Annotated in this window: 20 protein-coding genes and 2 riboswitches; of the genes, 8 read left to right on the forward strand and 12 right to left on the reverse strand. The window is 56.0% G+C overall.

What is annotated here, in order from left to right; all coding sequences use genetic code 11:
* Positions 1-14: 14 nt before the first annotated feature.
* A riboswitch (glycine riboswitch) is annotated at positions 15-80 on the reverse strand.
* A 3-nt stretch (positions 81-83) separates the two neighbouring features.
* A riboswitch (glycine riboswitch) is annotated at positions 84-175 on the reverse strand.
* Positions 176-268: 93 nt separating this feature from the next.
* The 7 genes from AAC621_RS04360 to AAC621_RS04390 form a co-directional block, all read right to left on the reverse strand.
* Positions 269-1,021, reverse strand: a complete 753-nt coding sequence (locus tag AAC621_RS04360) for a LamB/YcsF family protein (protein ID WP_340252571.1) — start codon at positions 1,019-1,021, stop codon at positions 269-271.
* Positions 1,018-2,034, reverse strand: coding sequence for a 5-oxoprolinase subunit C family protein (locus AAC621_RS04365; protein WP_340252573.1), 1,017 nt, complete (start codon positions 2,032-2,034; stop codon positions 1,018-1,020). Before AAC621_RS04365 ends, AAC621_RS04360 begins: the two co-directional genes overlap by 4 nt.
* Complete coding sequence (locus AAC621_RS04370; protein ID WP_340252575.1) at positions 2,031-2,783, reverse strand: 5-oxoprolinase subunit B family protein; 753 nt, start codon at positions 2,781-2,783, stop codon at positions 2,031-2,033. Before AAC621_RS04370 ends, AAC621_RS04365 begins: the two co-directional genes overlap by 4 nt.
* A gap of 77 nt (positions 2,784-2,860) precedes the next feature.
* Entirely contained in the window at positions 2,861-4,186 is a 1,326-nt protein-coding gene (gene gltX, locus AAC621_RS04375) for a glutamate--tRNA ligase (RefSeq protein WP_340252577.1), read from the reverse strand.
* 90 nt (positions 4,187-4,276) lie between these two features.
* Entirely contained in the window at positions 4,277-4,828 is a 552-nt protein-coding gene (locus tag AAC621_RS04380) for a 2OG-Fe(II) oxygenase (protein ID WP_340252579.1), read from the reverse strand.
* Positions 4,829-4,933: 105 nt separating this feature from the next.
* On the reverse strand, positions 4,934-6,463 hold the full coding sequence (locus AAC621_RS04385; RefSeq protein ID WP_340252581.1) for a cryptochrome/photolyase family protein: 1,530 nt from the start codon (positions 6,461-6,463) through the stop codon (positions 4,934-4,936).
* Positions 6,457-7,137: an SDR family NAD(P)-dependent oxidoreductase gene (locus tag AAC621_RS04390; RefSeq protein WP_340252583.1), complete on the reverse strand. Its 681-nt coding sequence runs from the start codon at positions 7,135-7,137 to the stop codon at positions 6,457-6,459. The genes AAC621_RS04385 and AAC621_RS04390 overlap by 7 nt, the downstream gene beginning before the upstream one ends.
* A 323-nt stretch (positions 7,138-7,460) precedes the next feature.
* Here AAC621_RS04390 and AAC621_RS04395 point away from each other — a divergent pair, with 323 nt between their 5' ends.
* The 7 genes from AAC621_RS04395 (at position 7,461) to AAC621_RS04425 (ending at position 15,907) form a co-directional block, all read left to right on the forward strand.
* The gene (locus tag AAC621_RS04395) at positions 7,461-9,026 is read left to right on the forward strand and encodes a 2-isopropylmalate synthase (RefSeq protein ID WP_340252585.1); all 1,566 of its coding nucleotides are present in this window, start codon (positions 7,461-7,463) and stop codon (positions 9,024-9,026) included.
* A gap of 185 nt (positions 9,027-9,211) precedes the next feature.
* A complete protein-coding gene (locus AAC621_RS04400) occupies positions 9,212-10,252 on the forward strand; it encodes a rod shape-determining protein (RefSeq protein WP_317656701.1) in 1,041 nt (346 codons plus the stop codon).
* A 61-nt stretch (positions 10,253-10,313) separates the two neighbouring features.
* Positions 10,314-11,261 (forward strand): rod shape-determining protein MreC, encoded by a 948-nt coding sequence (gene mreC / locus AAC621_RS04405; RefSeq protein WP_340252587.1) that lies wholly within the window; start codon positions 10,314-10,316, stop codon positions 11,259-11,261.
* Entirely contained in the window at positions 11,258-11,785 is a 528-nt protein-coding gene (locus AAC621_RS04410) for a rod shape-determining protein MreD (RefSeq protein WP_340252589.1), read from the forward strand. The genes mreC and AAC621_RS04410 overlap by 4 nt, the downstream gene beginning before the upstream one ends.
* Positions 11,786-11,787: 2 nt before the next feature.
* Positions 11,788-13,755, forward strand: a complete 1,968-nt coding sequence (gene mrdA / locus AAC621_RS04415; protein WP_340252591.1) for a penicillin-binding protein 2 — start codon at positions 11,788-11,790, stop codon at positions 13,753-13,755.
* The gene (rodA, locus tag AAC621_RS04420) at positions 13,752-14,891 is read left to right on the forward strand and encodes a rod shape-determining protein RodA (protein ID WP_340252593.1); all 1,140 of its coding nucleotides are present in this window, start codon (positions 13,752-13,754) and stop codon (positions 14,889-14,891) included. The genes mrdA and rodA overlap by 4 nt, the downstream gene beginning before the upstream one ends.
* A gap of 74 nt (positions 14,892-14,965) precedes the next feature.
* On the forward strand, positions 14,966-15,907 hold the full coding sequence (locus AAC621_RS04425) for a 2-hydroxyacid dehydrogenase (protein WP_340252595.1): 942 nt from the start codon (positions 14,966-14,968) through the stop codon (positions 15,905-15,907).
* 73 nt (positions 15,908-15,980) lie between these two features.
* Here AAC621_RS04425 and odhB read toward each other — a convergent pair whose 3' ends face one another.
* The 5 genes from odhB to mdh form a co-directional block, all read right to left on the reverse strand.
* Positions 15,981-17,480: a 2-oxoglutarate dehydrogenase complex dihydrolipoyllysine-residue succinyltransferase gene (gene odhB / locus AAC621_RS04430; protein WP_340252597.1), complete on the reverse strand. Its 1,500-nt coding sequence runs from the start codon at positions 17,478-17,480 to the stop codon at positions 15,981-15,983.
* A 5-nt stretch (positions 17,481-17,485) separates the two neighbouring features.
* The gene (locus AAC621_RS04435) at positions 17,486-20,446 is read right to left on the reverse strand and encodes a 2-oxoglutarate dehydrogenase E1 component (RefSeq protein WP_340252599.1); all 2,961 of its coding nucleotides are present in this window, start codon (positions 20,444-20,446) and stop codon (positions 17,486-17,488) included.
* 62 nt (positions 20,447-20,508) lie between these two features.
* Positions 20,509-21,390: a succinate--CoA ligase subunit alpha gene (gene sucD / locus AAC621_RS04440; protein WP_317656432.1), complete on the reverse strand. Its 882-nt coding sequence runs from the start codon at positions 21,388-21,390 to the stop codon at positions 20,509-20,511.
* Positions 21,391-21,394: 4 nt separating this feature from the next.
* Positions 21,395-22,588 carry an ADP-forming succinate--CoA ligase subunit beta gene (gene sucC, locus AAC621_RS04445; protein WP_340252601.1) on the reverse strand — a complete coding sequence of 398 codons (1,194 nt, stop codon included), beginning with the start codon at positions 22,586-22,588 and terminating at the stop codon, positions 21,395-21,397.
* Between the two features lie 277 nt (positions 22,589-22,865).
* Entirely contained in the window at positions 22,866-23,828 is a 963-nt protein-coding gene (gene mdh, locus AAC621_RS04450) for a malate dehydrogenase (protein WP_340252603.1), read from the reverse strand.
* A 182-nt stretch (positions 23,829-24,010) separates the two neighbouring features.
* Here mdh and AAC621_RS04455 point away from each other — a divergent pair, with 182 nt between their 5' ends.
* Complete coding sequence (locus AAC621_RS04455; RefSeq protein WP_340252605.1) at positions 24,011-24,763, forward strand: sulfite exporter TauE/SafE family protein; 753 nt, start codon at positions 24,011-24,013, stop codon at positions 24,761-24,763.
* The last annotated feature ends 6 nt before the right edge of the window (positions 24,764-24,769 follow it).

Below are 24,769 nucleotides of genomic sequence, written 5' to 3' on the forward strand. Positions count from 1 at the left end.
GCTGTCGATGCCCCCTCTGTCCTTTCGCCTGAGATCGTTATCCCTTCGGCGGATGCGCAACACCGCATCACTCTCCAGAGTTTTCGCACATACAGGTTCTTTTGCCTGAGAGTTTACCGGGGCGGTTGCTCCTTCGGCCTTGCGCAAGTGGCGCAATGTCTCCCTGTATATGCATCTAGCATAATTAATGCCGCGCAGGGCATCAAGAATAATCGCAACATTTACGACTATTGCGCCACAAAAAACGGCAGAACCTTCGCAGAAGCAATTAAAATTGCGCGATTTGGATATTCTCCGCCTCAAGGCGCGTGCGCAAATTACGGGCAATCTCAACCGCCTGCGGCGTATCCCCATGCAGGCAGATTGTATCAATTTGTGTGGGGATGCGGGTTCCATCCTCGACAATAATCGCGGCCTCCTGCAACATCGCCAAAATGCGTGTCGCGACCTGCTCTGGATCATGGATCACCGCGCCTGCAATTTTGCGATCTTGCAGGCGGGCATTTGGCAAATAGGCCCGATCCGCAAAAATCTCGCGCGCGATTGGGGCACCGATGGCAAGGGCAGCTTCTTCCTGATCTGTGCCAGCAATCACCATAACGATCAGGTCAGGATCCGCCCGCAACGCCCCTTCATAGGCGGCGCGTGCAAGGGCCGCATCATCAGCCGCCATGTTGGCCAAGGCCCCATGCAATTTGACATGGCGCAAGCGCCCCCCCGCCGCGCGCGCCATCGCCATGGCAGCGCCTGTTTGATAGGTTACCATATTGGCCACCTCTGCATGGCTCATCTGCATCGGGCGCCGTCCAAACCCTTGCAAATCAGGAAACCCCGGATGCGCGCCTAAGCCCACGCCACGCGCCACTGCAGCTGCCATGGATTTTAGCATCTGATCGGGATCGCCCGCGTGAAAGCCGCAGGCGATATTGGCCGATGAAATCACATCCATCATCGCCGTATCAGCCCCCATTGGCCAAGGGCCAAAACCTTCGCCTAAATCGGCATTGAGATCGACCTTCATCCCTCGTCCTCCCCAGCGGTGACACCGCTGATCAATTGCATTGCCAGAAGATCACCTGCCTCGCGCGGGTCACGCAAAACTGGCTTACACATGGCCCCAAGTTGCGCGCGCGCAGCCTGTGCGGTGCGCTCAATCTCTACCGCCTCGCCGTGGCTGATCATCTGAAACCTGACCTCGGCCCCACTTGAGAGTTGCGCCAAGCGCGGCAAATCACAAGGCAGAACCTGCGCGATCCGTGGATAGCCCCCTGTCGTCTGGCTTTCGGCCATCAAAACATAAGGTGTTCCATCGCCTGTGATCTGGATATCCCCCTCCATCACAATATCAGAAAGGATATTGCGCGCGGCCTCAGGTGCGAAATTGGGCGCATCGGGCGCGGCCAAGCGCACCCCCATCCGATTGCTGCGCGGGTCGCGCGTGAAACTTGTATTTTGAAACGCCGCTAACAGATCAGCTCCGAACATATCACTTTGTAGGGTCGGCAAAATGCGAATGACACCGCCCGCACTGCGATCTGCCACATTTAGGGACAGGCCTGCTCGGGTCGCGGAGGATGCGCCAAAGGGCAGTTCCGCCCCCACGCAAATTGCCGCGCGCAGGCATGCGGCCAAATGCGTTCCGCGCCCCTGCAAGATCAATGGTGGCTCAAATCCGCCTGATATATGCAGATACCCATAAACTCCGCGCATGACCGGCCCGATCTTCAGTTTCGCGCCCGCAGGCACAGCATGGGTTGCATTCCATGCCAAAGCACGCCCGTCCAAATCCGCGCGCATCTCGGCCCCCGTCAGCGCAATGACGCAGTCGCGGGTGGCGCTAAAGACACCGCCGAACCCTGCCATCTCTAACGCTGCAAAGTTGGGCGATTGCCCTAACAAGGCCGCGCCTTCTGCCATCGCTGCTATATCTATCGCCCCGCCGCGCGACACACCTTGGGCGACATAGCCGTGCCACCCCAAATCCTGCACAGTCACGGCAGGCCCTGCTTGGTGAAAAAGAAAAGTTGCCGTCATGGCAGAGCCCGCCGTACAGCACCGCCATATGGCGCGGCGGCACATGACGTCTCAAATTCCGCCTCAGAAACAGGCCGAAGTGCAATTTCGTCTCCCGCCCGCAACATGAAGGCGGGGTCACGCGCGGGGTTAAACAGGCTGAGGCCCGTTTGACCAATATGCAGCCAGCCCGTTGGCGATGGCACGGAAAACAGAACAATCTGGCGAATTGCTGCAACCAACGCCCCTTTTGGCACCTGCGGATTTAGGGTTGCCTGTCTTGGGAAGTCCCAATTGGGTGGCAACTCTCCCAAATAGGGCTGTGACGGCGCAAACCCGATTGCCTGAACCCGAAGCGGGGTTGCACACAATTCTGCAACCGCCTCAGCCTGACTGACACCTGCGAGCGAACAAGCCTGTTCGAATTCTGGGCCATATGCACCGCCAAAACAGGCAGGCACCTCCCAAAGCGCGCGCCCCTGAGGCAGGGATGCAGCATACCAATCGCGCTGCTTAAGAACCGCCGCGAGATCCTCGCGGAGTGCTTCAGGGGATACAAGCAGCGGGTCATACCGCAAAAGGACAGATTGCAGGGCGGTTGAGACTTCCAAAACCCCCGCCAGACCTGCGGCAGTCACCTCAGCAGCGAAGGCAAGGCTTGCGCGATTGCCTGCTTCGCTCAATTGATCGCCAAAGCGCACAACCAGTCCAGCATAACCCGTCTGGCAAATCTCGGGGAATTTTGGCGGTTTTGCGGCTTGCGCGTTCACGAGAACCTGAACCTTTCTATTTGCCACCCCAATGGTGATTAGGGTGGCATGAAAAAGGCAGTGCTTTCAACAGGCGCTTACAGCGTGGGCTTGTTTTGCAACAACTGCAAAAGATCGGCCATTTCAGGCCCGCGCTCACGCCCTGTCACAGCTTTGCGCAGCGGCATGAAAAGGGATTTCCCCTTGCGTCCCGTGGCGTCTTTCACCGCGTTCGTCCAATTCGACCATGCCTCTGGCCCGTAAGGTGGCTCAGGAAGCAGGGCGAGGGCCTCGGCAATGAATGCTTGATCCTCTGCGTCTACCAATGGGGCCGCACCATCACGGCACAGCTGCCACCACCCCGCCAGATCATGCAGCGTGGTGATGTTTTCACGCGTCACCTGCCAGAATAGGCGTGCGAGATTATCTGGCACCCCCGCAGCCCGCACCGCATCTGCCACCACGCTTAAATCTTGCGCTGCCAGAATGCGTGCGGTCAGCGGATATAAATCATCAACATCAAATTTTGTCGGGGCCGCGCCAAAATGCGCCAAATCAAATCCAGCAGCCAACTCATCAAGACTGCTTGCAATCTCAACAGGTTGGGAGGATCCAAGCCGCGCCATCAACGACAACAACGCCATAGGATGCACTCCTGCTGCGCGCAAATCGCGCAAGGCCAAAGTGCCAAGTCGTTTCGATAACGCCTCACCCTGCGGGCCTGTCAAAAGTGAATGATGCGCGAAGTTAGGCGCAGCAAAGCCAAGGCCAGCCATAATCTGGATTTGTGTCGCTGTATTGGTCACGTGATCCGACCCGCGCACAACATGGGTGATGCCCATTTCTGTGTCATCGACCACCGAGGCCAATGTATACAAAAACTGCCCATCTTGACGGATCAAAACAGGGTCAGACAGGCTGGCCGCGTCAATCGACAAATCGCCCAAAATGCCATCCGTCCACTCGATCCGTTCTTGATCCAACAAGAACCGCCAAACGCCCATACCACGCTCCGCGCGCAATGCATCGCGCTCGGTCTCGCTCAATTTAAGCGCAGCGCGATCATAGACAGGCGGCTGCCCCATATTCAGTTGTTTTTTGCGCTTAAGGTCGAGTTCTGTGGGCGTTTCAAACGCCTCGTAAAATCGTCCTTTGTCGCGCAAGTCTTGGGCGGCGGCCTCGTATCGATCAAGCCGCGCCGATTGGCGCTCCTCCTGATCCCAAGTCAGGCCCAGCCACTCCAAATCTTCGCGGATCGCATCCGCATATTCCTGCTTTGAGCGTTCGGGATCCGTATCATCAAGGCGCAAGATAAATTTGCCGCCTGTGCGCCGCGCAATCAGGTGATTGAACAAAGCCGTGCGCAGGTTGCCAACGTGCAAATAGCCAGTTGGGGACGGCGCAAAACGGGTGACTGTTGTCATGCTCGAAATCTCCTGTGTTTCAAGCGCCCCGTGTTTCACAGCCCATCAGATTTGTCCATATCGCTGCGGGTGAGATGTTGCGAAATCCCATTAGCGAAAGCTTGGGCCGTGACACCACAAGGTCAGCGAATGGCGCGTGCCTTTGGTGACGGGCGTCACCCGATGCAACATGAAAGACGGAAACATCACCGCATCCCCACGCCCGCGTGCGGCAGTCACAGTGTGGTTGCTTGGCATGATCTGCAAATCCCCGCCCTGATATCCCACCCCTGCATCAAGTTGGATGACAATGGTTAATTTGCGCCGCGCGGCCAATCGGCCATCCCCAATATCGGAATGCCAATCAAAATGACCTTCGCGGCTGCTGTCATATCGGGCAACCTGTGGGCTTTCGGAAAAATCGGTGATGTCGAAATCAAACATCTCACGATTGGCCACGCGCACAAGATCAATCGCGCGCTCGGTCACCCATTCGCATCCCTCGACCTCGTCCAACCAAACCAGATCCGCACGGCGCACATTATGGTGCTGCGCTAGTCCCACCAGTTTCGCATCGCGGGTAGGGGCAGACGCGATCTGATCCAAAATACGCAGACATTCAGCCTCGGTGAATGCCGCAGGGGCAGCGTAAACATCCATCATGTCAGAAACCCATCGCACCACCCTGCCCCGATCCCAATGATCGGCAGGAGGCACCATTAAGCTATGTGCAAAATCCCACGGGTTTGGGAAGCCCCAAAATGATCCTCACAATTGATCAATCCGCGCTAAATTGGCCTCGGCTGTCTCAAGGGTTGCGGCGCATGTATCGGCATCCATCTTGGCCCAAACGCGATACATTTGCGCCATACGCGGATTTTTTGCGAATTTTTCTTTGTTTCGGATCAAGAAATGCCAATAGAACGCATTAAAGGGGCAGGCTTGCGCCCCAATTTTTTCTTTCACCTTATAAGCGCAACGCCCACAATGATTTGACATCTTATGGATATAATTGCCGCCCGAGACATATGGTTTTGAGGCCACAATGCCGCCATCGGCGAATTGGCTCATCCCAATCACATTGGGAGCTTCGACCCATTCAAAGGCATCGGCATAAACCGCCAGATACCATTCATGCACCTCTTTGGGATCAACCCCCGCAAGAAGCGCAAAATTCCCCGTCACCATCAAGCGTTGGATGTGGTGCGAATAGGCATGGTCACGCGTTTGCAGGATCGCATCCCGCAGACAGGCCATGTCCGTATCGCCCGACCAGTAAAACGCAGGCAAGCTACGGCTATGCCCAAGCGCGTTGCGCGATGTGTAATCTGGCCCCTCAAGGAAATAAATGCCGCGAATATATTCACGCCAACCAATGATCTGGCGAATGAACCCCTCGACCGAATTTAGGGGCGCCGTTCCTTTGCGGTAGGCTGCCTCAGCCGCCTCACAAATCTCGCGCCAATTCAACAGCCCAATGTTCAAATACATCGACAAGATCGAATGGTTCAGAAACGCCTCGCCCTGCACCATTGCATCTTGATACCGCCCAAAATCAGGGAGGCGGTTCTGGATGAAATCTTCTAACGCGACCAAAGCCTCGGCGCGGGTTGTCGCAAACCAAAAGGGGCGCAAGCGGCCAAAATGTGCGCCAAATCGCAACTCAACCAGATCAAGCACCTCAAGGACGGTTTCATCTGGTTCAAATTGCGGGGGCATACGATTGGACAGCCCCTCCTTTGGCGGTTCGCGATTGTCATGGTCGAAGTTCCATTTTCCCCCTTCAGGGTGATCACCCGCCATCAAAATCCCTGTTTTGCGGCGCATTTCGCGGTAAAAAAACTCCATTCGCAATTCTTTACGCCCTTCGGCCCAATCGGCGAATTCTGAGGCATGACACAAAAAACGATCATCAGGAAATTGATGAACGGGGATTGGGCAATCCTCCAAGGCGGCAATCACGCGCCATTCGGCAGGGGCTGTGGCAATCGCCTCTTGTGCGCCGGTTTCAGCAGCGCGGCGGATGACTTCACCCACCAAGGATTGCGCATTTTGCGCATCGTCAAGGCGGGTGTATGCGACAGACCAGCCATCATTCCGCAATTCTTGCGCGAATTTGCGCATTGCTGCAAAGATCAAGGCAATTTTTTTGGGATGATGCGGCACATAGCTCGCTTCATCCCACACTTCAGCCATGACCACGATGTCGCGGGATTTATCTGCTTCGCGCAACGCCACGATAGCGGGACTTAATTGATCCCCTAAAATCAGGATCAAGCGGGGCGGGGAATTCACCATGGCACAGGCTCGCCTTTCCAATCGAAAAACTGGCCTGTTTGCGCGGGGCCGATCCCTGCCAAAACACGCGCGATATTCGCGGCGGCCTCCTCGGGCGCAACGGCAGGATGGCGCCCAAGATAGTTTTCGGTGAATTTTGTGCGCACTGTGCCAGGATGTAGGGCAATCAAGGCCGCGCCTTTGTGACTGCGCGCCAATTCAATCGCCCCTGTCCGCACGATCTGATTGACCGCAGCCTTTGCCGCCCGATAGCCATACCACCCGCCGGCGCGGTTATCCCCGATCGATCCCACCCGCGCGGACAAGACGGCACAGACGCCCGCGCCCTGCTGATCCATCAAGCGCGGCACATGGCGCAAGATCAAAGCGGGGCCAATGGCGTTGATCGCAAATTGCCGCGCAAGCGCGTCTGCATTGACGTGGCTTAAAGATTTCTCAGGGCCTTTGCCGTCAATCTCAAGCGCCCCTGTGGCGACAACGACCAAATCAAATGGGCCAGTTTGTGCCGCTAAATGGGCCTCGACTGTGGCAGGCGCGGTCAGATCAAAGCCGTCCTCGCGGCGCGACAGGCTAGACACCTCAGCACCACTTTCGCGATAATGGGCAACCAATGCGCGCCCGATGCCACCTGATGCGCCCACAATGAGAACGCGCTGAAATCTATTCTCTGTCATAGGGCGTGATGTAGGGGGCGGCGCAGGCGGGGCAAGTTTGACATTGGGGTGAAAAAGGGGGTTTTCATCCCTGATCTTGCGCGGCATAGTCTGCGCATCATGACCAAGACTGCGATACATATGACAGCGATGCACAGCCGCCCAGCAGGCGGCCTAAACGCATTGCTAGCGCTTCTTCTTAGCCGCCTCTGAGCGTGCCAGTCGGCGCGACCGCTCAGGGGGGATTTAGCGCCGAAAGCTTCACCAAAACAAAGCATCATTGATTGACAAGGCCGCTTTGCAGATGCACAGGGCCGCAAAAGACTGGCTGGGGAGAGAACCCAATGACGAACGATAAAAACCGCGTCTTGATTTTTGACACGACATTGCGCGATGGCGAACAAAGCCCAGGCGCGACCATGAGCCATGCTGAAAAGCTCGAGATCGCAGCCCTTCTTGACGAGATGGGTGTTGATATCATCGAGGCTGGTTTTCCAATTGCCTCAGAAGGTGATTTTGCGGCTGTCTCCGAGATTGCCAAGCAAACCCAAAATGCCACGATCTGCGGCCTTGCGCGTGCGAATTTCAAAGACATTGACCGCTGCTGGGAGGCGGTTCGCCACGCCAAAAGCCCGCGCATCCACACGTTTATCGGCACCTCGCCCCAACACCGCGCGATCCCGAACCTCTCGATGGATCAAATGGCCGAGCGCATCCACGAGACGGTCAGCCATGCGCGCAATCTTTGCGACAATATCCAATGGTCGCCGATGGACGCCACCCGCACCGAATGGGATTATCTCAAGCGCGTTGTAGAAATTGCCATCAAGGCAGGCGCGACCACCATCAACATCCCCGACACAGTCGGCTACACAGCCCCCCGCGAGAGCGCGCGCCTGATTGAACGCCTTATCGCGGATGTGCCTGGCGCAGAGGATGTCATCTTCGCCACCCATTGTCACAATGACCTCGGCATGGCGACCGCCAATGCCTTGGCCGCAGTGGAAGGCGGGGCGCGTCAGATTGAATGCACCATCAACGGCTTGGGTGAGCGGGCAGGAAACACCGCCCTTGAGGAGGTCGTGATGGCCATGCGCGTGCGCAATGACATCATGCCCTATCACACCCGCGTGGATGCTAAGAAAATCATGCACATCTCGCGCCGCGTTAGCACAGTTTCAGGGTTTGCTGTGCAGTTCAACAAGGCGATTGTCGGTAAAAATGCCTTTGCGCATGAATCGGGCATCCACCAAGATGGAATGCTGAAATCGGCCGACACGTTCGAAATCATGCGCCCCGAGGATATCGGCCTCTCTGGGACATCGCTGCCACTGGGCAAGCACTCTGGTCGCGCGGCCTTGCGCGCAAAGCTCAGGGATTTGGGCTTTGAATTGGCCGATAATCAGCTCAACGATGTATTCGTGCGCTTCAAAGCATTGGCAGACCGCAAGAAAGAAGTGTTTGACGACGACATCATCGCCTTGGTGACAGATGCAGGCGCCATTGATGCCTCTGACCATCTGGAACTGAAATTCCTGCGTGTCATCTGCGGCACCGAAGCCCCCCAGAATGCGGATCTGGTGATCCGTGTGGGAGATGAAGAAAAAACTGTTGTGGCAACGGGTGATGGCCCTGTGGATGCCGCCTTTAATGCCGTCAAACAAGCCTTCCCACATTCGGCCCGTTTGCAACTTTACCAAGTGCATGCGGTGACCGAAGGCACCGATGCGCAAGCCACCGTCTCGGTGCGGATGGAAGAAGAGGGACGCATTGCAACCGCGCAATCAGCAGATACCGATACCGTTGTGGCAAGCGTGAAGGCCTATATCAACGCGCTCAATCGTCTGATCCTGCGGCGTGGGAAAGCGGGCGGCGACCGCAAGGAGGTTTCCTATCGGGACGCAAACTAAGCCAATCCTAAAATCCGCCCCACATTTGGGGCGGATTTTTGCTACAACCATCGGCGGTTTGGTAAAAACGCCCTTATTGTTCTTTACCTTACCATGGGCCTTTGCCTATATGCGGTTCAGAGGATGATCGGCTGCTAACGGGTCAACCTCGGCTGCGTAGGATGACTATTTGGGATCGCCACATTATGGCCTTTGGACTTGGACGACTATTCACTGCCGATATGGCGATTGATTTGGGCACCGCAAACACGCTGGTCTATGTGCGTGGCAAGGGTGTTGTTCTTAACGAACCCTCCGTGGTGGCTTATCAGGTCAAGGACGGCGTGAAAAAGGCACTGGCCTTTGGCGAGGATGCCAAGCTGATGCTGGGCCGCACCCCTGGTTCCATTCAGGCGATCCGTCCGATGCGGGATGGGGTGATTGCAGATTTCGATGTTGCGGAAGAAATGATCAAACATTTCATTCGCAAAGTGCATAAAAGCACAACTTTCACTAAGCCAAAGATTATCGTTTGCGTGCCGCACGGGGCCACCCCCGTTGAAAAGCGCGCAATTCGTCAGTCCGTGTTGGGCGCAGGCGCGCGCAAGGCGGGCCTGATCTCAGAACCCATCGCAGCCGCCATTGGCGCAGGGATGCCCATCACAGACCCAACGGGCAACATGGTTGTTGATATTGGCGGCGGCACCACAGAGGTGGCGGTCTTGTCACTTGCAGATGTGGTCTATGCCCGCTCTGTTCGGGTCGGCGGCGACCGCATGGATGAGGCAATCATCTCCTATCTGCGCCGTCAGCATAACTTGCTTGTTGGGGAAAGCACGGCTGAGCGGATCAAAACAACCATCGGCACCGCAATCATGCCGCGTGATGGCAAAGGGCAAGTTATGGCAATCCGTGGCCGTGACCTTTTAAACGGGGTTCCAAAAGAGATTGAACTGAACCAAGCCCATGTGGCCGAGGCGCTGTCTGAACCTGTGCAACAGATTTGCGAGGCGGTGATGAGCGCGCTTGAAGCGACACCACCAGATTTGGCGGCTGATATCGTAGATCGCGGGGTTATGCTAACAGGTGGCGGTGCACTCTTGGGCGAACTTGATCTGGCGCTGCGTGAACAGACTGGCCTCGCCATTTCCGTTGCGGATGAAAGCCTCAATTGCGTCGCACTTGGCACGGGCAAGGCACTTGAATATGAAAAGCAACTCCGCCACGCCATTGATTACGAGTCGTGATTGGGTCAGTCTCCTGTCTACGGGCAGAGAGGCTGAGGCGAGATGACAAGGTTATGCGGATATGGCACGGGATAGACACGAGGAAAATCTCGCCAATCCAACACGCCGCCTTTTGGTGGTCATTCTGATCATCGTCCTTTTCGGGTTCATCTTGCTGTGGCGCATTGACAACCCGCGCGCAGAACGCATCCGCGCCGCTGTGGTAGATCGCATCGTTCCCAACATGGAATGGGCTATGGCACCCGTTACTGGGCTTGCGCGGATGGTCGATGATTTCCAATCTTACGCGCACCTCTACGAACAGAACGAACAGCTGCGCCGCGAGTTGCAACAGATGCGCGCATGGCGTGAGGCGGCGATTCAGCTTGAACAAGAAAATGCCCGCCTCTTGGATTTGAACCGCGTTAAGCCTGACCCATCGCTGACTTGGATTTCAGGGATTGTTATGGCTGATAGCGGATCGCCGTTCCGCCGCTCAGTTCTGCTGAATGTGGGCGCGCGCGATGGGGTGGAAGACGGATGGGCCGCCATGGACGGGCTTGGCTTGGTCGGACGGATCGCGGGCCTTGGAGAACGCACAGCGCGCGTTTTATTGTTAACTGATAGCAACAGCCGCGTGCCTGTATTGATCCAACCGTCTGGTCAGCAGGCCCTGCTGACAGGCGACAACAGCGCCGCCCCGCTTATTGATTTCATCGAAACCCCCGAAGACATCGCCGCAGGGGATCGTATCGTGACATCGGGGGCGGACGGATTATACCCTGCGGGGCTCTTGGTTGGCCAAGTGGTCGTTGACCCAGAACGCGACCTGCGCGCACGCCTTGCTGCTGATTTTGGTCGGCTGAATTTCCTGCGGGTCATGCGCAACCCCGATGTTGTGCCGCTCAATGACAGCGACACGTTGATCGGCCCTCCCTTGCCCGAAAATGGGGAAACAGGGGATCAGATCGAAGCCGACCCCGTGCCAGAAACCGCCGCAGCACAAGACACGGAGGGGGATGGCAGATGACCGACCCTTTGACCCTCCGCATATGGATTTATCGCGCTTATTATCTGGCGCTCTGCCTGTTCATCCTTCTTTGGCAAATCCTGCCTTTAGGTTTTGACGAAGGTAGTCTGCCAAGCCCCGACTTGATCACGGCGCTAACCCTTGCTTGGCTGCTCAGGCATCCCAATGTTGTCCCGCTTGGGGCTATTGCCATCGTTTTCTTAATCTCAGACTTTTTGACCCATGCGCCTGTCGGCTTGGGCGCGCTGCTGATAGTCTTAGCCACCGAAAGTCTGCGCAAACGCCAGCCGCAAATCGAAAACATGACGTTTCTCAGCGAGTTCGGCACTGTGACCGCCGTGATCTTGGCTGTTACTTTGGCCGAGCGGGTGCTTTTGACATTGCTTTTGGCGGATCAGCCCCCCTTTGGCGAGGTGGCCTTGCGCGCGATTGTGACCATCGCAGCTTACCCCGCGCTGGTTGTGATCTCGAAATACTTGCTCGGGTTGGATAGACTATCCGCCGCAGACCCAGACAATGTTTAACCATGGCCCGCAGTCAGAAACGCAAAAACCAAGATAATAACGCGCAAATGTCCCGCCGCGCGTTGGTTTTGGGTGGGCTTATGAGCACCACCTGCCTCGTGCTGGCAGGGCGCATGCGCTATTTGCAACTTGAGCGGGCTGATGATTTTCGGCTTTTGGCTGAAGAAAATCGGATCAACCTCCGCCTGTTACCCCCTGCGCGTGGGGTGATCTATGACCGCCATGGCACAGTTCTGGCCGACAACTCGCCCAATTACCGCATCACGATGGTGCGCGAGGATGCGGGGGATATAGATTTGGTGCTGTCGCGCTTAAGCCGCATTGTGAATATCGACCGCGCGAAACTAGATCGGGCACGTGACGAGATGATGTCCCGCCCGCCCTTCGTGCCTGTCACCATTGCAGATCGTCTATCATGGGAGGAGTTCTCTCTGGTTTCGGTCAATGCCCCCGCACTTCCAGGGATCACGCCTGATGTGGGATTGTCGCGGGATTATCCGCTTGGGGCAGATTTCTCTCACATTGTGGGCTATGTGGGGCCCGTCTCGGACTATTATCTTGAGACGACAGGGGACACGGATCCCGTGCTGCAAATCCCCGATTTCCAAGTCGGGCGCTACAATGTCGAAGCGCGGCTTGAGGATGTCTTGCGCGGGCGCGCAGGCAGCAAGCGGGTCGAGGTGAACGCCGCAGGTCGCGTGATGCGCGAGCTTGACCGCAGTGAGGCCCAACCTGGTGCGGATGTGCAACTGACAGTTGATGCCTATCTCCAAAACTATGCCGAAGCGCGGCTTGAAGGCGAAAGCGCGGGCGCGGTGGTGATCGACACCCAAAATGGCGACGTTCTCGCCTTGGCGTCAGCGCCCACCTATGATCCGAACCTCTTTGTGCGCGGCATCCCCTCGTCCATCTGGGAAACGCTCAACACCGACCCCTACCGCCCCTTGGCCAACAAAGCCACGCAGGGCCTCTACCCGCCCGGATCGACCTATAAAATGGTCGTGGCCTTGGCCGCGCTAGAGGCAGGGTTAATTGATCCGTCCGACACTGTGTTTTGTGGTGGATCCCTACAGTTGGGCAATCGACGCTTTCATTGCTGGAAGCGGGGTGGCCATGGTCGGATAGATATGGTGCAAAGCATCGCGCAAAGCTGCGACGTCTATTATTACGATCTTGCGCAACGCGTGGGCATTGACGCCATTTCAGCCATGGCCGAACGGCTGGGCTGCGGCGTGCGCCATGATGTGCCCCTTTCAGGCGTAGCCACGGGCATTGCGCCCACGATGGATTGGAAATTATCCAACCGTGGCGAGCCATGGGTGATGGGCGACACGCTCAACGCGTCAATCGGTCAGGGCTTTGTTCTTAATTCACCGTTGCAACTGGCTGTGATGACCGCGCGGCTTGCCTCTGGCCTAAACCTTAATCCGCGTCTTATTCGCAGCGTGGACGGGGTAGAGCCTGATTACCCTGCCATCATGCCTTTGGATGTAAATCCTGCCAATCTGACAAAAATTCGCGATGGGATGTTTGAAGTCTCCAATGGCGCGCGCGGCACAGCCTTAGGCAGCCGCACTGTTTTGCAGGACTATTTGATTGCGGGCAAAACAGGAACAAGCCAAGTGCGCAATATCACCGCCGCCGAGCGGTCCGCAGGCGTGATCCGCAATGAAGACCTGCCGTGGGAGCGGCGCGATCATGCCCTTTTTGTGGGCTATGCCCCCGCACACGCACCACGCTATGCCATTGCCCTGATTGTGGAACATGGCGGCGGCGGGTCGGCGGCAGCAGCGCCCCTTGCGCGCGACATTTTGCTTTATGCGATGTTTGATGATCTGCCCCCGTTGCACGCCTATCCCGCAAACCAGCGGGCGGCAGTGCAAGAGCGCCATGCCGCCATGACCCTTTTGCCGCGGCGCGGCAGTCCAGATGCCCCAACATCTGGCACCACAGGGACAAGCCGCGCATGAGTTTTTCACTCTACCAGATCAATACGATGCCAAGCGGGTGGCGCAAGGTGCTGTATTTCAACTGGCCGCTTGTGTTACTTCTGACCCTTGTGGCCTGCATCGGGTTTATGATGCTTTATTCAGTTGCGGGGGGCTCAACACGACCTTGGGTCATTCCGCAAGTGCAGCGTTTCGCGCTCGGCATGGCCGCAATGTTCATCATCGCGCTAATCCCAATTGCCTTTTGGCGGATGGTGTCATGGTTGGGCTATGCGTTCTCGCTTGTGTTGCTGCTCGTGGTCGAGTTTTTTGGCACGGTCGGTATGGGCGCACAACGATGGATTGACCTTGGTGGGTTCCGCTTGCAACCCTCCGAATTGGCGAAAATCACCATCGTGATGGTCTTGGCCGCCTATTATGCGCGCCTCGATACCACGAAGAAATCGCATCCGCTCTATATCCTGCCGCCACTGCTCTTGATCTTGGTGCCTGTGTTTTTGACCCTGAAGCAGCCCGATCTGGGCACAGCCCTCCTGCTGCTTTTGGGCGGTGGCGCGGTGGTTTTTGCCGCGGGCGTTCACTGGGCCTATTTTGGCGGGTTGATTGCGGCGGGCGTGGGCGCGGTCTTTGCTGTGTTCGCATCACGCGGCACATCATGGCAATTGATCAAAGATTACCAATTCCGCCGCATCGACACCTTCCTCGATCCAACCCAAGACCCGCTTGGCGCCGGATACCACATCACCCAAAGTCAGATCGCGCTTGGATCGGGCGGGTTTTCTGGACGGGGATTTATGGAAGGCACGCAAAGCCGCTTAAACTTTTTGCCCGAAAAACACACCGATTTCATCTTCACGACCTTGGCTGAGGAATTCGGCTTTATCGGTGCATCCTCCCTCCTGTTTATCTATCTACTGATTGTAGCCTTGTGTATTTGGACGGCCCTTTCCACCAAAGATCGCTTTGCCTCGCTGCTTAGCATTGGGATTGCAGCAACCTTTTTCCTCTACTTCGCGATCAATATGGCAATGGTCATGGGGTTGGCCCCCGTGGTGGGCGTGCCTTTGCCGCTCGTCTCTTATGGCGGCTCAGCAATGATGGTGCTTTTAGCAGCGTTTGGTTTGGTACAATCGGCCCATATCCATCGTCCACGCTAAAGTGAAATTGGCGGGTTTTCCCGCCCTGCGCCCTCTGATAGCCCTAATCGCATCTCATATATCAGGAGCAGGCCATGCCATCCCCCACCATCCTTTTCGCTGCAAAATCTGAAAAATGGGCGGAATATGAACCCGCACTGCGCAAGGCGTTGCAGAAGGCAGGGGTTGATACCACGGGCCTAACCACTGAAGCTGACCCAGCTGAGGCGGATTATATCATCTACGCCCCCAATTCGGGGCTACAGGATTTTACCCCCTTCACCCGCGCAAAGGCCGTGCTGAGCCTTTGGGCAGGGGTTGAGGATATTGTCGGCAATGAAACAATCACCATGCCGCTTGCCCGCATGGTCGATTATGGCCTAACGCAAGGTATGCTCGAATTCGTCACGGGTCATGTGCTGCGTTATCACCTCATGATTGACGATTTCCTTGCAGGACAAGATGGGGTCTGGCGCCCCAATTTGGTGCCGCCCTTGGCGCGGGATCGCAAGGTGACCATCTTGGGTCTTGGTGTATTGGGCGCGGCTGCAGCGCAAAGCCTTGCGCGGATTGGATTTGATGTCGCAGGCTGGTCGCGAAGCCCCAAATCAATCGAAGGCATCGCCTGCTATCATGGTGAAGACGGGCTTTTCGATGCAGTGCGCCATGCCGAGATTTTGGTAACACTTCTGCCCGACACCGCCGCCACGCGCGGGGTGATCAATCAAACCACCCTCGCCGCCCTGCCCCATGGGGCCAAGATCATCAATCCAGGACGTGGCAGTTTGATCGAGGATGCCGCGCTTTTGGCCGCCCTTGATACAGGCAAGATCGCAGCGGCCACTTTGGATGTTTTCAGTATCGAACCCCTGCCTGCCTCACATCCCTATTGGCGCCATCCACGGGTCACTGTAACCCCGCATATCGCCTCTGCCACAAGGGCCGAGACGGCATCGGAAACCATTGCCGAGAATATCCGCCGTGGTGAGGCGGGCGAGGCCCTCTTGCATCTGGTGGATCGCGTGGCAGGGTATTAGGCAGCAAAAAGCCCCCATCCTATGCAGCCAGAACGGGGGCGTTTCGCGGTCGTGTTCTAAGTCGTTGTGGGGATCAGAGATCCATCAACAAACGGCGTGGGTCTTCCAGTGCATCCTTGATGCGGACAAGGAAGGTCACCGCACCTTTGCCATCGACAATGCGGTGGTCATAGGACAACGCCAGATACATCATCGGGCGGATTTTGATCTCGCCATTAATGACCATGGGGCGGTCTTGGATTTTATGCATCCCCAAAATACCCGATTGTGGCGGGTTCAAAATGGGCGAGGACATGAGCGAGCCGTAAACCCCACCATTCGAAATGGTGAACGTGCCGCCCTGCATCTCGGTCATAGACAGCTTGCCATCGCGCGCGCGCTTGCCCTTTTCGGCAATCGCCTTTTCGATTTCGGCAAAAGACATCTGATCGGCGTTACGGATCACTGGCACAACCAGACCCTGCGGCGTGCCTGCCGCGATGCCCATATGAACGAAGTTTTTGTAGACGATGTCGGTGCCATCGATTTCAGCGTTCACCTCAGGCACCTCTTTCAAGGCGTGGATACAGGCCTTGGTGAAGAAGGACATAAAGCCCAAACGCGCGCCGTGCTTCTTTTCGAACTCGTCTTTATAGGCGTTGCGCAGGGCCATCACCTCAGTCATGTCCACCTCGTTATAGGTGGTCAGGATCGCTGCGGTGTTTTGCGCATCCTTCAGACGCTTTGCAATCGTCTGGCGCAGACGGGTCATTTTGACCCGTTCTTCGCGGGCAGCATCCTCTGCGGCCACAGGCGCACGCGGAGCGGCGGCAGGGGCAGCAGCAGGCGCGGCAGCGGGGGCAATTGCGGCCTTCAAAACATCTTCTTTCATGATGCGTCCATCCTTGCCCGAGCCTTGAACAGCCGCGGGGTCAATGCCTTTTTCCGCCATCAGCTTCTTGGCTGATGGGGCATCTTCTACATCCCGACCTCTGCTTGTCGGTGCAGCGGCAGCAGGGGCCGCAGCGGGTGCTGCGGCAGGGGCGGCGACAGCCGCGCCATCGGTGGAAATGACACCAAGCTGCCCACCTGCATTTACAGTCGCACCTTCGGCCGCATCAATGCGCGCCAAAACACCTGCAGCGGGGGCGGGAACCTCGACCGACACTTTGTCTGTTTCCAATTCACACAGCATCTCGTCTTGTGCGACCGTATCGCCGATCTGTTTAAACCATGTGGCGATGGTGGCTTCGGTCACAGACTCGCCCAACGCGGGAACCATAATATCGACCGATGCACCCGAAGACGCAGCGGCCGCTGGCTTTGCGGCAGGGGCAGCAGCAGTGGTGCCTGCACCCGAGGCCGCAATTGTGGCCAGCAAGGCATCAACGCCAACCGTCTCGCCCTCGCCCGCAACGATTTCGCCCAATGTGCCTGCGGCGGGGGCAGGAACTTCAACAGTCACTTTATCGGTTTCCAATTCGCACAGCATCTCATCCTGCGCGACTGTATCCCCTGGTTTTTTGAACCAAGTTGCCACGGTGGCCTCGGTCACGGATTCGCCCAAAGTGGGCACGCGGACTTCTGTCGCCATTGTCTTTACCCTTCGATCGTCAGCGCTTCATTGATGAGCGCGGTTTGCTGTGCTTTATGTTGTGAGGCTAAGCCAGTCGCAGGCGAAGCCGAAGCGGCGCGGCCTGCATAAGTGGCGCGGCTATGGGTTGCGCCAATCCGTGTCAGAACCCATTCAAGATTTGGTTCAACGAATGTCCAAGCCCCTTGGTTTTTCGGCTCTTCCTGACACCAGACAATCTCTGCGGTCTTAAAGCGCTCCAATTCCTTCATCAGCGACATCGCAGGGAATGGATAGAACTGCTCAAGACGCAAGAGATAGACATCATCCAGACCACGCGCATCGCGCTCTTCAAGCAAGTCATAATAGACCTTGCCTGAACTGATCACGACACGGCGGATTTTATCGTCTGATTTCAGCTTGAGATCCGAATTGCCATATTGGGCATCATCCCACAGCACGCGGTGGAAGGAAGACCCTGTTGTGAACTCCTCCGCACGTGAGACGGCCTTTTTATGCCGCAAAAGGGATTTCGGCGTCATCAGAACCAATGGCTTACGGAAGCTGCGATGGATCTGGCGGCGCAAGATATGGAAATAATTGGCGGGTGTGGTGCAATTGGCCACAATCCAGTTGTCTTGACCACACATTTGCAAGAACCGCTCAAGACGCGCGGAGGAATGCTCGGGGCCTTGGCCCTCAAACCCGTGCGGCAACAGCATCACCAATCCAGACATCCGCAACCATTTGCTTTCGCCCGATGAGATGAATTGGTCAAACATGATTTGCGCGCCATTGGCGAAATCGCCAAATTGCGCTTCCCACATGACCAAGGCATTCGGTTCCGCAAGGCTGTAGCCATATTCAAAGCCCAGCACCGCATATTCGGACAGCATCGAGTCGATGACCTCGTAGCGCGCTTGGCCCTCACGAATGTTATTGAGAGGATAATAGCGTTCCTCGCTCTCCTGATGGATCAGGCCCGAATGGCGCTGGCTGAATGTGCCACGGGTGCTGTCTTGGCCTGCAAGGCGAACTGGATATCCTTCGGTCAGCAAACTGCCAAAGGCCAAAGCCTCGGCAGTCGCCCAATCAAACCCTTGGCCCGTGTCGAACATCTCTTGTTTCGTTTCCAAAAGACGCGCCACAGTCTTATGCAGCACGAAGTTCTGGGGCGCGGTCACCAAGGCCTTGCCGACCTCTTTCATCGTCTTGGGCTTGATTGCTGTCTCACCGCGTTGGTAATCCTCGCCCTCGCGGTTGAGATGGCTCCAACGGCCATCAAGCCAATCCGCTTTGTTAGGCTTATATTCCTTACCTGCCTCAAACTCGTCATTCAGACGGGCTTGGAAGGCCGCCTTCATATCTTCGATTTCACCTTCGGGGATCAGCCCGTCCTGCACCAAACGCTCGGTATAGAGTTGCAAGGTCGTTTTGTGCTTCTTGATGCGGTTATACATCATCGGGTTGGTGAACATCGGCTCATCGCCTTCGTTGTGACCAAAGCGGCGATAGCAGAAGATATCAATCACAACATCTTTGCCGAATTTCTGACGGAATTCCGTAGCAACTTTTGCGGCATGAACAACGGCTTCGGGATCGTCCCCGTTGACATGGAAAATCGGCGCCTCAACCATCAAAGCAATATCTGTCGGATAGGGCGAAGAACGGCTGAAATGGGGCGCGGTGGTAAAGCCGATTTGGTTATTCACCACGATATGGATTGTGCCACCTGTGCGGTGGCCGCGCAGGCCCGAAAGCCCCAAGCCTTCCGCAACCACACCCTGCCCCGCAAAAGCCGCATCACCATGCAAAAGGATACCCAAAACTTGGTGACGTTCTGTGTCGCCCAACTGATCTTGCTTGGCGCGCACTTTGCCCAGAACAACGGGGTTAACCGCCTCAAGGTGGCTTGGGTTCGCGGTCAAGGAAAGGTGGACAGTGTTATCATCAAAAGTGCGATCCGAAGACGCGCCCAAGTGATATTTCACATCCCCTGATCCATCGACATCTTCAGGCTTAAAGCTGCCGCCTTGGAATTCGTTGAAAATCGCGCGGTAAGGTTTGCCCATCACATTGGCCAAAACGCTGAGGCGCCCGCGGTGGGGCATGCCAATCACGATTTCTTTCACGCCAAGCGCGCCACCACGTTTGATGATTTGCTCCATCGCGGGGATCAACGCCTCGCCACCATCAAGGCCGAAACGCTTTGTGCCCATGTATTTCACATGGAGGAATTTCTCAAAACCTTCGGCCTCGACCAATTTGTTCAAGATGGCCTTACGGCCCTCGCGGGTGAAGGCGATCTCTTTGCCATAACCCTCAATCCGCTCTTTGAGCCAACTGGACTGCTCAGGATCAGAGATGTGCATATATTGCAGCGCGAATGTGCCACAATAGGTGCGCTTCACGATCTCCATGATCTGGCGCATTGAGGCCATTTGCAGGCCCAAAACATTGTCGATGAAAATCGGACGATCCATATCCGCATCGGTGAAACCATAGCTGCGCGGATCAAGTTCTGGGTGGGGGGTCTGGTCACGCATGCCAAGCGGATCGATATCGGCAATCAAATGACCACGGATACGATAGGCACGGATGATCATAAGCGCGCGGATACTGTCCAAAACTGCGCGCTGCACCTGTGCATCGGTCAACTCGATGCCTGCATCTGCCGCCTTTTCGCGGATTTTCTTTTCTGCGCCTTTGACTTCGACCGCTGCGGCAGGCCACTCGCCCGTGAGCGCACGGGTCAAATCATCGGCAGGCTGCAACGGCCAGTCACCACGCGCCCAAGAGGGGCCTGCGGCCTCGGCCTTTGCATCAGCTGGTGCATCGCCAAGCGAAGCAAAAAACGCCCGCCAACTTTCTTCGACCGAATTTGGGTCTTGCGCATAACGCGCATAAAGCTGTTCGAGATATTCGGCATTATGCCCCTGCATAAAGCTTGAGGCGTGGAAGATATCATTCGGGCTTTGTTCAGTCATGACCGCACCTGAGAAATGGAATAGCCCCGCACGATCAAATTGAGCGCGCGAGGCAACTGTGTTTAACCGATTGCTTTGAGAACTGCTTCACCAAGGGTTGCGGGGCTGTCTGCCACCACGATCCCTGCGGATTTCATCGCTTCGATCTTATCTTCTGCGCCGCCTTTGCCGCCGGCAACAATTGCGCCAGCATGGCCCATACGGCGGCCTGGAGGGGCCGTGCGCCCTGCAATAAAGCCCGCCACAGGCTTCTTGCGGCCACGCTTGGCTTCGTCTTTAAGGAATTGCGCCGCTTCTTCTTCCGCGGAACCACCGATTTCACCGATCATGATAATCGACTGGGTTTCATCGTCCGCCAAGAACCATTCCAACACATCCAAATGTTCGGTGCCTTTGATGGGGTCACCCCCGATGCCAACACAAGTGGACTGACCCAGACCCACATCTGTGGTTTGCTTCACCGCCTCATAGGTCAAGGTGCCAGAGCGCGACACCACACCAACCGACCCACGGCGATGGATATGACCCGGCATGATGCCGATTTTGCAGGCGTCAGGTGTAATCACACCGGGGCAGTTTGGCCCGATCAACTTGGAAGATGAATTCTCCAAAGCACGCTTGACCTTCATCATATCCAGCACAGGGATGCCTTCGGTGATGCAGATGATCAATTCCATCTCAGCATCAATCGCCTCAAGGATGGAGTCAGCCGCAAAGGGCGGTGGCACATAGATCACCGATGCGTTTGCTTCGGTTTTGGCTTTCGCCTCATGCACGCTGTCAAAAACGGGCAGGTTAAGATGGGTCTGACCGCCTTTACCAGGGGTCACGCCACCAACCATTTTTGTGCCGTAAGCAATCGCCTGTTCAGAATGGAATGTGCCTTGGCTTCCCGTGAAACCCTGACAAATGACTTTTGTATTTTCATCGACAAGAACAGCCATAAGCTCAGCCTTTCACCGCTTTAACGATTTTCTGGGCCGCGTCCGACAGATTGTCAGCCGCGATCACATTGAGGCCAGAGGTGTTGATGATCTCCTTGCCCTTCTCCACGTTTGTGCCTTCAAGGCGCACGACCAGTGGCACCTGCAGACCCACCTCTTTCACTGCGGCCACAACGCCTTCGGCGATGATGTCGCAGCGCATGATGCCGCCAAAGATATTCACAAGAATACCTTTTACGTTGGGGTCAGAGGTGATGATTTTGAACGCCTCGGTCACCTTTTCCTTGGTTGCACCGCCGCCCACATCAAGGAAGTTCGCGGGCTCAGCGCCATAGAGCTTAATGATATCCATCGTGGCCATTGCAAGACCCGCGCCGTTGACCATACAGCCAATCTCGCCATCAAGCGCGATGTAGTTCAGGTCAAATTTGGATGCGGCCAATTCTTTGGCGTCTTCTTCGGTCTCATCACGCAGCGCAGCAATATCTGCATGGCGATAAATGGCGTTGCCATCAAAACCAACTTTCGCGTCCAGCACCTTGAGGCTGCCCTCATCCGTCACGATCAGCGGGTTGATTTCCAACATCTCCATATCCTTCTCAACGAAGGCCTTATAGAGGATGCCCATCAGGCTTACGCATTCTTTGACCTGCTTGCCTTCAAGGCCAACCGCAAAGGCAATGCGGCGCCCGTGGAAGGCTTGGTATCCAGTGGCAGGATCAACAGCGAAAGACAGGATTTTCTCTGGTGTCTTTGCGGCCACATCTTCGATATCCATGCCGCCCTCAGTGGAGCAGACGAAGGAGATACGGCTCGATTGGCGATCCACCAAAAGGGCGAGGTAAAGCTCGCGCTCAATGCCCGACCCATCTTCGATATAGATGCGGTTCACAACTTTGCCGACCGGGCCAGTTTGATGGGTCACAAGGGTGCGGCCCAACATCTTTTTGGCTTCGGCTGCGGCCTCTTCGACCGACTTGGCAAGGCGTACGCCGCCTTTTTCGCCCGCATCGGATTCTTTGAACTTACCCTTGCCACGACCGCCTGCGTGGATCTGCGCCTTGACCACCCAAAGCGGGCCATCCAATTCGCCCGCTGCGGTTTTGGCCTCTTCGGCTTTTAGAACAACGCGGCCATCACTGACCGGTGCGCCGTATTGGCGAAGCAAGGCTTTCGCTTGATATTCATGAATGTTCATGAAACTGTCCCGTGTGTTGCTGTCGTTTCACGGCGTGTAAGCACATCCCGCCGCATAAAATAAACGGCAATCTGCCCAACAGCTTAGTTTTAAGCGCAAAATTCGACATTTGTGATCACAGAAAAAATAAGCGTGATCACAAACGGGTTTCCAAGGCAGGGCCGCGGCCTACTCGCTTTAAGAGTGTATTAACTTTGCCGACTCACCATTCATCAAAACCAAAAAAGGCGGCGCAAAGCGCCGCCTTTTAGATAAGTTTTGGAATTCTTCACTTAGATCAAGCGAGGCTCTCATCGATGCCTTTACAAGCATCCACAAGACCCTTCACGGCAGCGACAGAATTGTCGAACATCGCTTTCTCGTCTTTGGTCAGCTTGATCTCAACGATGCGCTCAACACCGCCTGCACCGATGACTGTGGGAACACCAACATACATGCCTTTCAGGCCAAACTGGCCATCACAATAGGCCGCGCATGGCAAAACACGCTTCTGGTCTTTAAGGTAGGCTTCGGCCATCTCAATCGCGGATGTCGCAGGCGCATAGAATGCAGAGCCCGTTTTCAAAAGACCCACGATTTCAGCCCCACCATCACGGGTGCGCTGCACGATGGCATCCAAGCGATCCTTCGTTGTCCAACCCATTTCAATCAGGTCAGGCAAAGGAACACCTGCAACTGTTGAGTAGCGCACAGAAGGCACCATCGTGTCACCATGGCCGCCCAAAACAAACGCTGTGACGTCTTTCATGGACACGTCAAACTCTTCCGCCAAGAAATGGCGGAAGCGCGCGCTGTCCAAAACGCCTGCCATGCCGCAAACCTTTTCATGCGGCAGGCCAGAAAATTCGCGCAAGGCCCAAACCATTGCGTCCAATGGGTTGGTGATACAGATCACAAAGGCATTGGGCGCATGATCGCGAATGCCTTCGCCAACAGATTTCATGACTTTGAGGTTGATCCCCAAAAGATCATCGCGGCTCATGCCAGGCTTACGAGGAACACCTGCAGTCACAATGCACACATCAGCGCCCGCGATATCGGCGTAATCATTCGTGCCCTTGAGCTTGGCATCGAATTTTTCAGAAGGCCCAGATTCGGCGATATCAAGGGCTTTGCCCTGCGGGGTGCCCTCGGCGATATCAAAAAGGACAACGTCGCCCAATTCTTTTAGCGCCGCGAGATGGGCAAGCGTGCCGCCAATCTGTCCTGCGCCGATCAGTGCAATCTTAGGTCTGGCCATGAGAAATGTCTCCGGATCCGTGTTGAAACTGAAGCGACCCCTACATCCGCCCCTGCCTCGTTGCAAGTCTCTGCGCTGCGGCACAAAGCGCATGACGCACCATATGCGGCCCGAGCATCGGGGGTTTCCCTTCACTCAAAACACTGTATTTTGGTCATAATTCAGCGAACAAAGAGGGCAAAATGCTAGAGGGATGGCTATGGCTGCTGGCGGCATTTGCGGTCTTTGTCGCAGGCATTTCAAAGGGCGGATTTGGGTCTGGCATTGGGTTTGTTTCGTCAGCGATTCTCGCTGTCGTTCTCGAGCCGACCCACGCCTTGGCCCTTATGCTGCCCCTTCTGATCATCATGGATTTCTCAGCCCTCAAACCCTATTGGAAGCAATGGGATGGCCCCTCAACCCGGGTGCTTATGATTGGGTCTGTCTTTGGCTGTATCGCTGGGATCTTACTGTTCAAAATCATCTCAGCTGATGCGCTGCGCCTCATGATTGGGGCGATTGCATTGCTCTTTCCCCTGTTTCAATTGGCGCGCGCGCGGGGGTGGATTTCCCCGCGCGCGCGCGATTTCTCAAGTCGGGATGGCATCATCGCGGGCATCGCAGGAGGCTTCACAAGCTTTATTTCCCACGCAGGCGGGCCTGCGGTAGCAGTGTTTATGCTGTCGCAACGTAATGTGGGAAAGACATTATACCAAGCGACCACGGTTATTGTGTTTTGGGCAATCAACCTGATGAAATTCGCAAGCTACGCCTATCTTGGCCTCTTCTCATGGGACTTGATGGGCGATGTGGCGCTGCTTGCCCCTGTTGCCATTTTCGGCACATGGGTGGGTGTTAAGGCCCATCACGCCATCCCAGAGCGGCTATTTTTTGGGATCACCTATGTCGCATTGGTGCTGACGGGCGTGAAGTTAATTTACGATGGGCTATTCTGACCAGCA

The sequence above is a fragment of the Roseobacter sp. HKCC-CH-9208 genome (genome assembly GCF_037805125.1).
Lineage (GTDB): Bacteria > Pseudomonadota > Alphaproteobacteria > Rhodobacterales > Rhodobacteraceae > M30B80.

Excerpts from the sequence above, each read along its gene's own strand:
- AAC621_RS04400 (WP_317656701.1), top strand. The coding sequence starts at position 9,212 with ATGGCCTTTGGACTTGGACGACTATTCACTGCCGATATGGCGATTGAT.
- AAC621_RS04425 (WP_340252595.1), top strand. The coding sequence starts at position 14,966 with ATGCCATCCCCCACCATCCTTTTCGCTGCAAAATCTGAAAAATGGGCG.
- AAC621_RS04365 (WP_340252573.1), bottom strand. The coding sequence starts at position 2,034 with ATGACGGCAACTTTTCTTTTTCACCAAGCAGGGCCTGCCGTGACTGTG.
- sucD (WP_317656432.1), bottom strand. The coding sequence starts at position 21,390 with ATGGCTGTTCTTGTCGATGAAAATACAAAAGTCATTTGTCAGGGTTTC.
- AAC621_RS04390 (WP_340252583.1), bottom strand. The coding sequence starts at position 7,137 with ATGACAGAGAATAGATTTCAGCGCGTTCTCATTGTGGGCGCATCAGGT.
- rodA (WP_340252593.1), top strand. The coding sequence starts at position 13,752 with ATGAGTTTTTCACTCTACCAGATCAATACGATGCCAAGCGGGTGGCGC.
- odhB (WP_340252597.1), bottom strand. The coding sequence starts at position 17,480 with ATGGCGACAGAAGTCCGCGTGCCCACTTTGGGCGAATCCGTGACCGAG.
- gltX (WP_340252577.1), bottom strand. The coding sequence starts at position 4,186 with ATGACAACAGTCACCCGTTTTGCGCCGTCCCCAACTGGCTATTTGCAC.
- mreC (WP_340252587.1), top strand. The coding sequence starts at position 10,314 with ATGGCACGGGATAGACACGAGGAAAATCTCGCCAATCCAACACGCCGC.
- sucC (WP_340252601.1), bottom strand. The coding sequence starts at position 22,588 with ATGAACATTCATGAATATCAAGCGAAAGCCTTGCTTCGCCAATACGGC.
- AAC621_RS04410 (WP_340252589.1), top strand. The coding sequence starts at position 11,258 with ATGACCGACCCTTTGACCCTCCGCATATGGATTTATCGCGCTTATTAT.
- AAC621_RS04360 (WP_340252571.1), bottom strand. The coding sequence starts at position 1,021 with ATGAAGGTCGATCTCAATGCCGATTTAGGCGAAGGTTTTGGCCCTTGG.
- AAC621_RS04455 (WP_340252605.1), top strand. The coding sequence starts at position 24,011 with ATGCTAGAGGGATGGCTATGGCTGCTGGCGGCATTTGCGGTCTTTGTC.
- AAC621_RS04395 (WP_340252585.1), top strand. The coding sequence starts at position 7,461 with ATGACGAACGATAAAAACCGCGTCTTGATTTTTGACACGACATTGCGC.
- AAC621_RS04385 (WP_340252581.1), bottom strand. The coding sequence starts at position 6,463 with ATGGTGAATTCCCCGCCCCGCTTGATCCTGATTTTAGGGGATCAATTA.
- AAC621_RS04380 (WP_340252579.1), bottom strand. The coding sequence starts at position 4,828 with ATGATGGATGTTTACGCTGCCCCTGCGGCATTCACCGAGGCTGAATGT.
- mdh (WP_340252603.1), bottom strand. The coding sequence starts at position 23,828 with ATGGCCAGACCTAAGATTGCACTGATCGGCGCAGGACAGATTGGCGGC.
- mrdA (WP_340252591.1), top strand. The coding sequence starts at position 11,788 with ATGGCCCGCAGTCAGAAACGCAAAAACCAAGATAATAACGCGCAAATG.
- AAC621_RS04435 (WP_340252599.1), bottom strand. The coding sequence starts at position 20,446 with ATGACTGAACAAAGCCCGAATGATATCTTCCACGCCTCAAGCTTTATG.